Genomic DNA, 13,275 nt, shown 5'->3' on the forward strand with positions numbered 1-13,275 from the left:
AATGATGCGGCAAGGCCCCAGCATCTCCTGACCTTAAGTCAGCTTATACTTTACGTATCGCCACGTCACTCATGTATTCGTGACGATGATCAATATTCTTTCTTGTTTGCACCGCAATTCGGCCCGAGGCGGGGAATGAACTCCGTCCTGTTCGCAGCATCGCGAACCGGAAATACGAGGGAAATATCATGACCCATCGTCTTCTCGCCGGCCTCACCGCCGCCGGCATCGTTCTCGCCTCGGCCTCTTCCTTCGCCGCCACCCCCATGGCGACGCCCGCCGCCACGCCCCCGGCGCATCAGAAGATCGCGAGCGCGGCCAAGGCCAACTGCCAGAAGGAATGGAAGACCGGCGAGAAAGCCGGAAAGCTCGATGGCCTCGGCCAGAAGGATTTCCTGGCCAAATGCCAGAAGGGCGCCTGAGGCGCGCCCTCTCGCGCACGGCCGGGTGGCGGCAGCCCGCCCGGCCAGCCTGCCCCGACCCGCCTGCCCCACCTCTTGGCGGCCGCGTGGCCGCCGCACAGGTTCCTTCCGGCCGGTGGAGCGACTATCCTGCGCCTGCGGGTGCAGCGCGGGTGCAGCGCCGGACCCGCCGCGCCCCGGAGGACGGATGCCCGCAGCCAACCGTATCGCCCTGCCCGGCCTCGCCGCCCTGCTGGTCGGCGCCGCTTTCCTGCATGGCGCGCCCCTGCCCGCCCGCGCGCAGGCGACGAATCCGGCCAAGGTCTGCGCCGACCGCTGGAACGCGATGAAGGCGGCGAACCAGACCGGCGACACCACCTACAGCGCGTTCTACCGCTCCTGCATGGCCGGCGCCGCGCAGGCCGCGTCCCCGCCCGGCACCCCCACGGCGAGTTCGCCCACCCCGACCGGCCCGGCCGCCACCGCCGCGCGGCCCTCGATCAAGCAATGCGCCGATCTGTGGAACGAGATGAAGGCCAAGCGCGAGACCGGCGACCTCACCTATCGCGACTTCGCCCAGCAATGCCTCGCCGGATCCGCCGCCCCCGCCCGGCCGGGCGCCGCTCCGCCGCCATCGGCCAAGCCGGCCTCGCCCCCCGCCGCGACCCCGGCCCCCGCCCCGCCCCCCGCTCTGCAGAAGCAGCCGGACGAGAGCGACCGCGAGGCGGTGAATCGCTGCAATGGCGAATGGCAGGCCTACAAGACCCGGCACAACCTCTCCGGCGCCAAGGCCTGGCACGTCTTCATGGCGCGCTGCCTGCCGTGAGGCCCACCAACGCGCGAGACATTTAGCCGGCTTATGTGTTGGCCGGCGCGTCCTTGAATTCCATCTTGAAGCCGTCGAGCCGCTTCTCGAAGCCAAGCCGCTCATAGAAGCGGTGGGCGTCGAGCCGCTGCTTGTTGGAGGCGAGCTGGAGCGAGGAAGCCCCGCGCCGCTTCGCCTCGGCAATGGCGAATTCCATCATCACCCCGCCGACCCCCTGCCCGCGCAGATCCGGGTCCACCTGCACCGCCTCGGCAATGGCCAGACGCGCGCCATGGCGCAGCAGTGCCCGCATGAAGGTGAGCTGGAAGGTGCCGACCACGCGGCCCCCAAGCCGGGCGACATACACCGTCGCGCGCGGATCGGCGGCGATCTCCTCGAAGGCGCGCTCATAAGCGGCAAAATCGGCCGGATCGGCGCTGTCGCGCACGCCGAACATCGTCTCGCGGGCGAGAATGGACACGATGGCCGGCAGGTCCGCGCGGGTGGCGGGGGCGATGAGGATGGGGCCGCTCACCGGCGCGTCGGTCCCTGTCTCTGTCACGCGGTCAGCCGGCGTCACCTGATCCGTCATTCCTGCTCCCCATCCACGACGTCCCTCGCGCGACGCCCGGTCCAAGTCGTGGATCCCCGGGTAAGGCCCGGGGATGACGGTGTGAGGACGGCAGGCGCCGACCGGCAGAGACGTTGCGGAGACGACGGAGGCTCACCGGAAATGAAGCAGCCCCGCCTCAGATGTCCAGCTTGGCCTTCAGGATGTCGTTCACCACCTGCGGCGCGGCTTTGCCGCCGGTCTGCTTCATCACCTGGCCGACGAACCAGCCGAGCATGGTCGGCTTGGCCTTCACCTGCTCCACCTTGTCAGGATTGGCGGCAATGATGGCGTCGCAGGCGGCCTCGATGGCGCCGGTGTCGGTGACCTGCTTCATGCCGCGCGATTCGACGATGGCGCGGGGGTCGCCATCCTTTTCCTCGGCGATGATGATCGCCAGCACGTCCTTGGCGATCTTGCCGGAAATGGTGCCGTCGGCGATCAGATCGACCAGCCCGGCGATCTGCTGGGGCGTGATGTGGGTCTCGAAGACCGAGAGGCCGGACGCGTTGGCGAAGGCGGAGACGTCGCCCATCACCCAGTTGGCCACTGCCTTGGCGTCGCGCGCGGTGCCGCCATGGGCCACCGCCGCCTCGTAATAGGCGGCGGTCTCGCGCTCGGCCACCAGCACGTCCGCGTCATAGGCGGAGAGGCCGTAGGCGTTCACAAAGCGCGCCTTCTTCTCGTCCGGCAATTCCGGCAGATGCGCGGCCAGTTCGGCCACGAAGGCGTCGTCGAATTCCAGCGGCAGCAGGTCCGGGTCGGGGAAGTAGCGGTAGTCATGCGCTTCTTCCTTGGAGCGCATGGAGCGCGTCTCGCCCTTGCCGGGATCGAACAGGCGGGTTTCCTGGTCGATCATGCCGCCGTCCTCGATGATGCCGATCTGCCGGCGCGCCTCGGTCTCGATCGCCTGGCCGATGAAGCGGATCGAGTTGACGTTCTTGATCTCGCAGCGCGTGCCGAAGGGCTCGTTCGGCTTGCGCACGGAGACGTTCACGTCGGCGCGCAGCGAGCCCTTTTCCATGTCGCCGTCGCAGGTGCCGAGATAGCGCAGAATGGTGCGCAGCTTGGTCACATAGGCCTTGGCTTCCTCGGAGGAGCGCAGATCCGGCTTGGAGACGATCTCCATCAGCGCCACGCCCGAGCGGTTGAGGTCGACGAAGGACTGGGTGGGGTGCAGGTCGTGGATCGACTTGCCGGCGTCCTGCTCCAGATGCAGGCGCTCGATGCCGACCTCGATTGGCCCGTCCGGCGTGTCGACCAGCACCACGCCCTCGCCGACAATGGGGCTCTTGTACTGGCTGATCTGGTAGCCCTGCGGCAGGTCCGGGTAGAAATAGTTCTTCCGGTCGAACACCGAGCGGTTGTTGATCTGCGCCTTCAGCCCGAGGCCGGTGCGCACCGCCTGCTTGACGCATTCGGCGTTGATCACCGGCAGCATGCCCGGCATGGCCGCATCGACCAGCGACACATGGCTGTTCGGCGCGCCGCCAAATTCGGTCGAGGAGCCGGAGAACAGCTTGGAGTTGGAGGTGACCTGGGCATGGATCTCCATGCCGATCACCACTTCCCAATCGCCGGTCGCGCCCTTGATCAGCTTCTTCGGGTCGGCGGGGCGGGCGTACATGTCCATGGGGTCGAACCTGTTCTGGCGGGCGTCGGCGCGGCGTCACTCTCGTGCCTGTTCCCTACCCCGCCCCTGCCCATCCTGACAACCGTTTCGCGCGCGAAGGCGCGCCGACCTGCGTTTCGCGCGCGAAGGCGTGGGCGCTTGGGGGACCGCTCGCCTGTTTGTGCGGTGGCCCGTGGCTTGGCCATTGGAACTAATCCCATTGGGTAATCATTTCCGTCTCGCCCGTGGTCTAAAAACCTTACCAACAAGATCAAGAACACGATCCCCCCAAAGACCCCATGGAGGACAACGCCTGATGTCGACCGGACTGCTCGCCTTACTCGCCTTCCTGCCCATTCTCGCCGCCGGAATCCTGCTCATCGGGTTCCGCATTCCCGCCCGCATCGTGATGCCGATCACCTATGTGATGGCCGTGGTGATCGCCCTTCTGGTCTGGGGCGTCAGCGCCAACCGGGTGCTGGCCTCCACGCTTCAGGGCCTGATCCAGACCGCCGGCCTGCTCTGGATCATTTTCGGCGCCATCCTGCTGCTGAACACGCTGAAGCATTCCGGCGCCATCTCCACCATCCGCGCCGGCTTCACCTCGATCAGCCCGGACCGGCGGGTACAGGTGATCCTCATCGCCTGGCTGTTCGGCTCCTTCATCGAGGGCGCCTCGGGCTTCGGCACGCCGGCGGCGGTGGCGGCCCCGCTGATGGTCGCGGTCGGCTTCCCGGCCATGGCGGCGGTGGTGTTCGGCATGATGATCCAGTCGACCCCGGTGTCGTTCGGCGCGGTCGGCACGCCGCTGATCGTCGGCGTGCAGACCGGTCTCGACCGGGCGGCGATTGACGGGCAACTGGCGCAGGCGGGCTCGGACTGGGCCAGCTTCTTCCACGTCATCACCTCGGAGGTGGCGATCCTGCATGCCATCTGCGGCACGCTGCTGCCGCTGTTCCTCATCATGGTGATGACCCGCTTCTTCGGCCGCAACAAAAGCTGGACCGAGGGTCTGTCCATCGCCCCCTTCGCGCTTCTGGCGGCCTTCGCGATGACGGTGCCCTATGTGCTCTCGGCCGTGCTGCTCGGCGCTGAATTCCCCTCGCTGATCGGCGGGCTGGTCGGCCTCGCCATCATGACGGTGGCGGCGCGCGCCCGCTTCCTGGTGCCGCGCGACAGCTGGGACTTCGCGCCCACCAGCGAATGGCCGAAGGAGTGGTTCGGCGCGCTCGACATCACGCTCGACAGCCTCGCCAAGCGCACCATCCCGCTGGCACTGGCCTGGACACCCTATGTGCTGCTGGCGATCTTCCTGGTGGTCAGCCGCACCGTGCCGGCCATTGGCGGCGCGCTGAAATCGGCGACGCTGGCGGTCTCCGGCATTCTCGGCGAACAGGGCATCAATGGCGACTTCCCGCTGCTGTTCTCGCCGGGCGGCCTGCTGGTCATCATCTGCCTCATCACCGTCGCGCTGCACCGCATGTCGGCGGCGGGCTTCGGCGCGGCGGTGCGCGAGAGCGGCGGCACGCTGATCGGCGCCGGCTTCGTGCTGATCTTCACCGTGCCGATGGTGCGGGTGATGATCAATTCCGGCGTCAACGCCAACGGGCTGGACAGCATGCCGGTGCTGGTCGCCGAATGGGTGTCGACGCAGGTCGGCGCGGTCTACCCGGTGTTCGCCCCGTCGATCGGCGCGCTCGGCGCCTTCCTCGCCGGCTCGAACACGGTGAGCAATCTCATGCTCAGCCAGTTCCAGTTCTCGGTGGCGCAGGGCCTCGGCCTGTCCTCGGCGCTGATGGTGGCCGGCCAGTCGGTCGGCGCGGCGGCGGGCAACATGATCGCCATCCACAATGTGGTCGCCGCCTCCGCCACGGTCGGCCTGCTCGGCCGCGAGGGCGCGACGCTGCGGATCACCATCCTGCCGACGATCTATTATCTGGTGGTCGCCGGCACGCTGCTGCTGGTCGGCTTCTACGTGATCGGCATCGGCGATCCGCTCACCGTCGCCCGCTGAGCGCGTCGCGCTTGCGGCTGAGCGCGTCGCGCTTGAGCAAGATCAAGGCCGCCCCCGCGCGGGGCGGCCATTCTCCCCGCTGGCATCGCGGGGAGGCTTTCATGCAGGTGGACACGATCGACGAACGGCTCGCCTTGTTCCGCACCATGATGGAGCATGCCGGGCTCGACCCGGAGGCCGGGCTGGTTCCCGATGCGGAGCTGCGCGCCGCCGCGGAACGTTGCCTCGGTTGCCGGGATGCCGGCTTGTGCCATGACTGGATGGCGGAAACGACGGTCGCCGACCCGGTCGCCGAGTTCTGTCGCAACGCGCCGCATTTCGCCCGCTGGGTGGAAGAGATCATCGCCCGTGAACTCGCCGCGAACGGCGCGGGGGCGGCGGCCATCGCCCAGCGCCCCTGACGCCCGACGCACCTGACGCCCGGCGCACCTGATACGGGACGTGCCGGGATACTTCCCGCCCCCTCAACGACCCACAGGAAGCGGGCCTTCATCTTGTGAGGGAATCGCTCGCATGCGATAAGCTTTCATCGACAGATGAACGCTTCAAGGATGTTCATGCGCGTTGCGTCCATCTCCCTCGTGAAGAACGAAGCGGACATTATCGAGTGCTTCGTCCGGCATAATCTGGCCTTCGTCGACAAGATGTTCATCATCGACGACCGCTCGTCCGACGCCACGCCAGAGATTTTGCGGCTTCTCCGCGACGAATTTCCCAATCTCGAAATCATAGACGACCAGTGGCGCGGCGGCATCGCGCAGGGACAGCGCACCACATGGCTGCTCCAGCACGCGCTGAAGGAACAGGACTGGGACATCGTCACGGCGCTCGACGCGGATGAATTCATCGCCGCGACCAGCCGGCAGGAATTCGAGGAAGATCTCGCCGCCATCCCCTACGGCATGGCCGGCGGCTTTTTCGAGACCTGCTATGTGGTGAGCCCGGACGACGATCCCGCGATCGTCGACCCGCTGGAGCGGCTGCACGCGCAGATCGACCGCAACGCGCCGGTGCCGTTCAAGGCCATCGTCACCCGCGCGCTCAGCCGCAACGGCAACGTCTCCTACGATCCCGGCAATCACGGCGTCTGCTTCGAGGGCAAGTCGGTCGCCGTCTGGCCGCTGCCGCGCGTGCGGCTGGCGCATTTTCCGATCCGCTCGGCGGAGCACGCCGTCGTCAAGGCGCTCACCCATTATGTCGGCTGGAAGAGTTGCCACCGCTTCACGCCCGACCTCGCGCTGCATGTGATGCGCTGCATCGACATTCTGAAGCGGCAGCCGGAATTCAGCATCGCCCAGCGCGAGGAACTGATCGCCCAGTTCATCCCGGAAATGGCCGTCTGCGCGCGGGTCGAGCGGCGTTTCCTGGAACGGCGCGGTACCATGAAGTGGCCGGAACTCGCGCAGCGCCAGCCCTTTGCGCTGGTGGTCGGTCTGCTCGACGAACTGATTGGCCGCGTCACCTTCGGTGACCAATTGGCCCTCATCGGCAGTACCGGATGGTCCGAATCCGACCGGCTGCGCACGCTGATGGCGGAGCATCACGCGCTTCAGAATGAGCTGACAGACCTGCGACGGTCACGCTCCAAGCTGGCCGCCGCTTTTGCCCAAGTGCTCCGCGACAAGATGGCCCGCAAATTCCGCAAGCGCCGGCTCAGGATTCAGACCTTCCTTGCCCGCTGTCGCGGGGCCGGCGGCTAGCGCATTTTCGAGCGAACCGGATTCCGGTTCGCGTGAAGCAAATGCGTCAGAACAATAAGCTCCAGGCCGGGCGGCGCCCTACCCCAGCCGCTCGTTCTCGTAAGCGACCACCCACTCGATCAGCACGCGCCAGAGCTTCTCGGCGAGTTCCGGCGGCAGGCCGCGGGTTTCGGCCTGCGCCATCACCTTCTCGACCACGTCCTCGACCCGCTCGGGCAGCAGCGCGGCGAGGCCCTCGGCCTGTTTCACCGCGATGACGTGCTTGACCACCTCGAAGCGGCGGGCGAGCAATTCGACCATCTGCGCGTCGATGGCGTCGATCTGCGCCCGGAAGGGCGCGAGCGCGCGCTCGTTCTCGGGGAGCATCCGCGCCATCACAGCCACCATTTCTCCGGGATCTCGAAGCGGCCCGCCGCGTCCTCGATCACCTGCCCGAGCGCGAACAAATGCTGCTCCTCGAACGGTCGGCCGATGAGCTGGAGGCCGAGCGGCAGCCCCTCGGAGGACAGCCCGGCCGGCACCGAAATGCCCGGCAGGCCGGCCATGTTCAGCGTCACCGTGAACACGTCCTGCAGATACATCTCCACCGGGTCGGCGCCGGACTTCTCGCCGATGCCGAAGGCGGGCGACGGGGTGGCGGGGGCGAGCACGGCGTCGACCCCTTCCGCGAACACGGTCTCGAAGTCGCGCTTGATCAGCGTGCGGACCTGCTGCGCCTTGAGGTAATAGGCGTCGTAATAGCCGGCCGAGAGCACATAGGTGCCGATCATGATGCGCCGGCGCACTTCCGCGCCGAAGCCGCTCGCGCGGGTCTTCTCATACATTTCGACGATGTCGCGGCCGGCCACCCGCTCGCCATAGCGCACGCCGTCATAGCGGGCGAGGTTCGAGGAAGCCTCGGCCAGCGCCACAATGTAATAGGCCGGCAGGGCGTATTTGGTGTGCGGCAGGCTGATCTCGACGATCTCCGCCCCGGCCTCGCGCAGCATGTCGGCGCCCTTGTCCCACAGCGCGGCGATCTCGGCCGACATGCCGTCGACGCGGTACTCGCGGGGGATGCCGATGCGCTTGCCCTTCACCGAGCCGCCGCAGGACTGCTGATAATCCGGCACCGGCAGGTCGACGCTGGTCGAATCCTTGGCATCATGCCCGGCCATGGCGCGCAGCAGCAGCGCCGCGTCATTCACCGAGCGGGCGATCGGCCCGGCCTGGTCGAGCGAGGAGGCATAGGCGACGATGCCCCAGCGCGAGCAGCGGCCATAGGTCGGCTTGATGCCGACCGTGCCGGTGAAGGCCGCCGGCTGGCGGATCGAGCCGCCGGTGTCGGTGCCCGCCGCGCCGGCCGCCAGATGCGCCGCCACCGCCGCCGCCGAACCGCCGGAGGAACCGCCGGGAACCAGCGGCTGGGACGAGCCCTTGCGCCGCCAGGGGTTCACGGTCGGGCCGAAGGCGCTCGATTCTGTGGACGAGCCCATGGCGAACTCGTCCTGATTCAGCTTGCCCAGCAGCACCGCGCCGGCCTGCCAGAGATTGGCGGTCACGCTCGATTCATAGGGCGGGACGAAGTTCTTGAGGATGTTGGAGCCGGCCGTGGTGCGCACGCCGTCCACGGCGTAATTGTCCTTCACCCCGAGCGGGATGCCCTCCAGCGGCCCGGCCTCGCCCTTGGCGATCCGGTCGTCGCTGGCCTTGGCCATCGCCAGCGCCTTGTCGGGCGTGGTCAGCACATAGGCGTTGAGCGCGCCGGCCGTCTCGATCGCGCCGAGATAGGCGGTGGTGAGCTCGGTGGCGGTGAAATGGCCCTGCGCCAGCCCTTCGCGGGCGGCGGTGATGGTGAGGCGGGTGAGATCGGTCATGGCGCTCACTCCACCACTTTCGGCACGGCGAAGAAGCCGTCCTCGCCCAGCGGGGCGTTGGCCAGCACGCGCTCGGGATAGAAGCCGTCGGTGACGACATCCGCGCGCAGCGGCAGCGTCATCGGAATCACGCTGGTCATCGGCTCGACGCCGGTGGTGTCCACCTCGCCGAGTTGTTCCACGAAGGCGAGGATGGCGTTGAGTTCGCCCTGGAGGTGGTTCACCTCCTCCTCCGTCACGGCGATGCGCGAAAGATGCGCCACTCGCCGGACCGTCGCCAGATCGACCGACATCCGAAATCCCACTCAACGAGAACTGATGCGCGCCCTATAGCAGGCGGGCACGGCGCCCCGCAACGCACGGCACCACCAATCACGGAATTGGCGCGGAAACGAAAATGGCCCGCGCGTGGTGCGCGCGGGCCATGGCAGAAGCGTCGCCGTCACGGGCGCCGCGATCAGGAGCGGGCCAGCTCCAGGCACTTGCCGGCGGCTTCCGCATTGGTGCGGGCATTGCCACGGTCGATCTTGCCGGACATGGCGAGCGAGCGCGTGGTGTTGGTGATGGCGGTGCGCAGGTCGCCGCTGGCGCTGCCGACGCCGGCATAGATGGCCTGGCCGTCAGCGTTGAGGCTGGCCGCGCAGGCATCGCCCGCCGCCTTGTCGGCCATGGCCACCGAGCCGGCGGCGAGGAACAGGACGAGGCCGGCGGCGGTCGCCGCGCAGGCCAGGGGGGCGCGCTTGAGAATGCTCATGAATGTTCTCCTTGGATAAAGATGGGTCAGCGCAGGCCCGGCCGGTTGACCGGTCCGCCGCCATTGACGCCGGGGCCGGGACGGGCCACCGCGCGCGCTGCCGGAGCACCGACAACGCCGACACCGGGGGCACCGACACCGGGAGCGCCGACACCGCCGACGCAGCCGACCGGGTAGCCGGGCCGCGTGCAATAGACAGCCGCCCGGGCCGCCGGAGCCGCCCGCACCACGCAGCCGACCGGCACGCCGGGGCCCGTGCAATAGATCACCGCCGCCTCAGCGCCGGCCGATGGAAGCACGCTGAACGACGCCGCAGCGCAGGCCGCGAGGACGAAACCCCGAAGGGATAAAGCGAATCCGGTCATGTCGCCTCCTTAATGTTGACATCACGGAACGGAAGCGGCGCGATAATGCAATCCCGGGTACACTCGGCAATGTCGATTATTGGTCGGATTCGCAGCCCCCGATCCACCTACCTCCGCAGCCGGACCGAGAAGCGTGATGCCGCCTGCCTTCGCCACCGCCCGCCCCCGTGCCGATCACGAAAGCGCCATCGCGCCGGAACTGGCCGCGCTGATCGCCGAAGAAGCGGAGGAGCGCGCGCGCCTGCGCTCCCATCCCACCTTTGCCGAGATGGCGGGCGCGGCGGCGCGCAATATCGGGGGGCATTATCGCGGCGATGTGCTGCTCACCCGCATGCTGAACGACCGGGGCCGCATCACCCTTGCGCTGCTGATGCTGAGCATGGACCTCGAATCCGATCCCGGCGCGCCGGGCCTCACCTCGGGGCGGCTGAAGACCGAGGCGGTGGCGCTCGGCCTGTGCAGCCCCGGCCGCGTCACCGCGATTCTCGCCGCCTGCCGCCTGCTGGGACTGGTCGCCCCCGCGCCGGATGCCGACCGGCGCCGGCACCGCCTCGTCGTCACGCCGCGGCTGATGGAGATTCACAAGGAACGCTGGCGCGCCATGCTGGGCGCCATGGGGCCGGCGCTGCCGGAGGGCGGGCGGGCGCTGGCCCATCTCGACGACCCGCGCTTTCTCGAAGCCTTCGTCACCACCCTGCTGGCGCCGCTGCGCGCCGGCTGGCGAATCGTCACCGATGTCCCCTGCCTCGAACTCTTCGCCGATCGCGATGGCGGGCTGATGGTGGCCTTCTGCCTGTTCGACGCCGCCAACGGGCAGACGCCGCTCAGCGTGGCGCATCTGGCCCGCGAATGCCGCATCTCCCGCTCGCATGTGATGGACATGCTGCGGGCGGCCGCCGAGGCCGGGCTGGTGCGCCGGCTCGCCGGGCGGGGAAGCGCGGAAGGCGGCGTTATCGCCGAGCCGGCGCTGATCGCGGCGATGGAAACCCTGCTCGCCGCCGCTCTGGTGCGTCAGGCCCGCGCCGCCCGCGCCGGCCTCGCCGCGGTCGGCCAGGCCGAAATGGCATAGACAGGCGGGCCGGGGGAACGGCCCGCAGCCTCTCAGAGCCGGGCGAAATCCGTCGCGACGCCGATTTCCGGCACCACCACCGTCGCCTCCTCGCCGACCAGCGCGACAAAGCGGTCGGCATTCGGCTCCAGCAGGCCGAAGGTGGCGTAATGGGCGGGGATGATGGTCAGCCCGCCGAGATAGCGCGTCACCGCCAGCGCCGCCGTCTCCGGCCCCATGGTGAAGCGGTCGCCGATCGGCATGATCGCCACGTCCGGCCGGTGGATCTCGGCGATCAGCGCCATGTCGGAGAAGATGTCGGTATCGCCCATGTGCCAGAGCGTCGGCTCGCCCGGCGCCTTGACGATCAGCCCGTTGGCATTGCCGAGATAGACCGAGGCGCCGTCCATCATCATCCCGGAGGAATGGTCGGCCCGGACCATGCTGACGGTAAAGCCGTCGAGATGGATGGTGCCGCCGGTGTTCATCATCTCCAGCTTTTCCACCCCGTGGGAGCCGAGCCAGGACGCGAGGTCGGCATTGGCCACCACCGTCGCGCCGGTTGCCCGCGCGATCGCCACCGTGTCGCCGACATGATCGCCATGGCCATGGGTGAGCAGGATGTGGCTCACCCCCGCGCTCGCCGCCTCCACCGTGCCGGTGAAGGACGGGTTGCCGGTCAGGAAGGGGTCGATCAGGACCACCTTGCCGGCGAACTCCAGACGAAACGCGGCGTGGCCGTACCAGGTGATCTTCATCGGGTTCTCCCTGCGGATGACGGCGGCAAGATAGTGCGCCATCGCGGAGGTACAAGGCGGTGCCGATGCGGCAAGGCCGGGATTCAGGCGGCGCGTCGGCTGGCAGCCTGCGCCGCCACCGCGACCCCGATCGCCACCAGCATCCATCCCCCCGCCGTCAGGAAGGTCAGGCGCATCCCGGACGCGATGGCCCCTGCCGTAGCCTGCGCGAAGGCGTCGGTTCCCACGCCGAACGCGAACAGCGCGCCCATCGCCGAGGCCCCGGCGATCAGGCCGATATTGCGAAAGAGATTGAGCAGACCGGAAACGGTGCCACGCCGCTCGCCGGCGACATGCGCCAGCGCGGCGGTGTTGTTGGCCGCCTGAAAAAGCTGGTAGCCCGGCGTCAACACGGCGATGGCGAGCACATAGCCGGGAAGGCCGATGCCGTTCGGCAGAAACGCCAGCAGGAACGCACCCGCCGCCAGCAGGGCGAGGCCAAGGCCGAGCACGCGCACGGGCCCCCAGCCGTCAACCAGCCAGCCCGACGGAACCCCGCTGAAAATGGAGATGACCGGGCCCACCGCCATGACCAGCCCGACCTGCGGCGCCGTCAGGCCCAGACCGGCGCCAAGATAGAACGGGCCGACCACCAGCGTCGTCATCATGACGGCGGCGACCAGAAGGTTGACGAGCAGAGTGGGCACGAGGCGCCGGTCCATGACCGAGCGCAACGTGGGGGAAGACGAGGTTGACCTTCCGGGCGCCCCCGGCAGCAGGAGGACGGCCAGCGCGAAGGCGACCGCCGCCAGCGGCACCTGCACCCAGAAGACGCTGCGCCAGCCCGCCATCGGAATCAGCACCCCGCCCAGCGCCGGGCCGAGCGCCATGCCCAGCGCCGACACCGTGCCGAGCAGGCCCATGGCCCGGCCGACACGGGCCTCGCCCGCCGTCTGGCGCATCATGGCCATGGAGAGCGTCATCAGAAAGGCCGCGCCGATGCCTTGCAAGGCCCGCGCAGCGATCAGCAGCCCGAGGCTCGGCGCCAGCGCGCAGAGCAGGGAGGCGACGGCGAACAGGGCAAGACCCGCCACCAGCATGGGCTTCAGCCCGTGACGGTCGCCGAGCCGCCCCGCGATCACCACCGTCACCGTCAGCGCCACGAGATAGGCGACCACCACCGCCTGCACATGGGCGAACGGGGCCGGGAAGGCCTCGGCCAGTGCCGGCAGGGCGATATTGGCGATGCCGATGCCGAGCGAGCCCAGCAGCATCGCCAGGGCCAGCGTGGCCGTGACCCCGGCCGGCGCACCGCCGGCCTCCCGCACATCCGCCTGTCGTACATCCGCCGGCTGCAAATCCTGCTGCATCAC

The 13,275-nt window shown here is 68.6% G+C and carries 15 protein-coding genes; 6 read left to right on the top strand and 9 right to left on the bottom strand.

Going from position 1 to position 13,275, the window contains the following annotated elements:
• Positions 1–188 precede the first annotated feature (188 nt).
• A complete protein-coding gene (locus KIP89_RS05650; RefSeq protein WP_213754409.1) occupies positions 189–422 on the top strand; it encodes a hypothetical protein in 234 nt (77 codons plus the stop codon).
• Between the two features lie 187 nt (positions 423–609).
• Entirely contained in the window at positions 610–1,227 is a 618-nt protein-coding gene (locus tag KIP89_RS05655) for a hypothetical protein (protein ID WP_213754410.1), read from the top strand.
• Between the two features lie 31 nt (positions 1,228–1,258).
• Here the strand turns inward: KIP89_RS05655 and KIP89_RS05660 are convergent, their stop codons facing one another.
• Together KIP89_RS05660 and gatB are read right to left on the bottom strand one after the other, a co-directional pair.
• Complete coding sequence (locus KIP89_RS05660; RefSeq protein ID WP_213754411.1) at positions 1,259–1,798, bottom strand: GNAT family N-acetyltransferase; 540 nt, start codon at positions 1,796–1,798, stop codon at positions 1,259–1,261.
• 157 nt (positions 1,799–1,955) lie between these two features.
• Positions 1,956–3,449 (bottom strand): Asp-tRNA(Asn)/Glu-tRNA(Gln) amidotransferase subunit GatB, encoded by a 1,494-nt coding sequence (gene gatB, locus KIP89_RS05665; protein ID WP_213754412.1) that lies wholly within the window; start codon positions 3,447–3,449, stop codon positions 1,956–1,958.
• Positions 3,450–3,744: 295 nt separating this feature from the next.
• Between gatB and KIP89_RS05670 the strand changes: the two genes are divergently transcribed.
• The 3 genes from KIP89_RS05670 to KIP89_RS05680 all read left to right on the top strand — a co-directional run bounded on the left by KIP89_RS05670 (position 3,745) and on the right by KIP89_RS05680 (position 7,142).
• A complete protein-coding gene (locus KIP89_RS05670) occupies positions 3,745–5,442 on the top strand; it encodes an L-lactate permease (protein ID WP_213754413.1) in 1,698 nt (565 codons plus the stop codon).
• Between the two features lie 101 nt (positions 5,443–5,543).
• Complete coding sequence (locus KIP89_RS05675; RefSeq protein WP_213754414.1) at positions 5,544–5,843, top strand: DUF6455 family protein; 300 nt, start codon at positions 5,544–5,546, stop codon at positions 5,841–5,843.
• A 156-nt stretch (positions 5,844–5,999) separates the two neighbouring features.
• Positions 6,000–7,142 carry a glycosyltransferase family 2 protein gene (locus KIP89_RS05680; RefSeq protein WP_213754415.1) on the top strand — a complete coding sequence of 381 codons (1,143 nt, stop codon included), beginning with the start codon at positions 6,000–6,002 and terminating at the stop codon, positions 7,140–7,142.
• Between the two features lie 78 nt (positions 7,143–7,220).
• Here KIP89_RS05680 and KIP89_RS05685 read toward each other — a convergent pair whose 3' ends face one another.
• The 5 genes from KIP89_RS05685 to KIP89_RS05705 all read right to left on the bottom strand — a co-directional run bounded on the left by KIP89_RS05685 (position 7,221) and on the right by KIP89_RS05705 (position 10,117).
• Entirely contained in the window at positions 7,221–7,517 is a 297-nt protein-coding gene (locus KIP89_RS05685; protein WP_213754416.1) for a chorismate mutase, read from the bottom strand.
• The gene (gene gatA, locus KIP89_RS05690; protein ID WP_213754417.1) at positions 7,517–8,998 is read right to left on the bottom strand and encodes an Asp-tRNA(Asn)/Glu-tRNA(Gln) amidotransferase subunit GatA; all 1,482 of its coding nucleotides are present in this window, start codon (positions 8,996–8,998) and stop codon (positions 7,517–7,519) included. The genes KIP89_RS05685 and gatA overlap by 1 nt, the downstream gene beginning before the upstream one ends.
• Before the next feature lie 5 nt (positions 8,999–9,003).
• Positions 9,004–9,291 (bottom strand): Asp-tRNA(Asn)/Glu-tRNA(Gln) amidotransferase subunit GatC, encoded by a 288-nt coding sequence (gene gatC / locus KIP89_RS05695; RefSeq protein ID WP_213754418.1) that lies wholly within the window; start codon positions 9,289–9,291, stop codon positions 9,004–9,006.
• A 164-nt stretch (positions 9,292–9,455) separates the two neighbouring features.
• Positions 9,456–9,752, bottom strand: a complete 297-nt coding sequence (locus tag KIP89_RS05700; RefSeq protein ID WP_213754419.1) for a hypothetical protein — start codon at positions 9,750–9,752, stop codon at positions 9,456–9,458.
• Between the two features lie 26 nt (positions 9,753–9,778).
• The gene (locus KIP89_RS05705) at positions 9,779–10,117 is read right to left on the bottom strand and encodes a hypothetical protein (RefSeq protein ID WP_250152211.1); all 339 of its coding nucleotides are present in this window, start codon (positions 10,115–10,117) and stop codon (positions 9,779–9,781) included.
• Between the two features lie 136 nt (positions 10,118–10,253).
• Here KIP89_RS05705 and KIP89_RS05710 point away from each other — a divergent pair, with 136 nt between their 5' ends.
• Positions 10,254–11,186 (top strand): hypothetical protein, encoded by a 933-nt coding sequence (locus KIP89_RS05710; RefSeq protein ID WP_250152212.1) that lies wholly within the window; start codon positions 10,254–10,256, stop codon positions 11,184–11,186.
• Between the two features lie 32 nt (positions 11,187–11,218).
• On the opposite strand, the gene KIP89_RS05715 is transcribed toward KIP89_RS05710, so the two are convergent.
• A complete protein-coding gene (locus tag KIP89_RS05715) occupies positions 11,219–11,923 on the bottom strand; it encodes a metal-dependent hydrolase (protein WP_213754420.1) in 705 nt (234 codons plus the stop codon).
• A gap of 83 nt (positions 11,924–12,006) precedes the next feature.
• A complete protein-coding gene (locus KIP89_RS05720) occupies positions 12,007–13,272 on the bottom strand; it encodes an MFS transporter (protein ID WP_213754421.1) in 1,266 nt (421 codons plus the stop codon).
• Positions 13,273–13,275: the final 3 nt, after the last annotated feature.

Source organism: Ancylobacter radicis (genome assembly GCF_018449475.1).
In the GTDB taxonomy this organism is placed as follows: Bacteria; Pseudomonadota; Alphaproteobacteria; order Rhizobiales; family Xanthobacteraceae; genus Ancylobacter; species Ancylobacter radicis.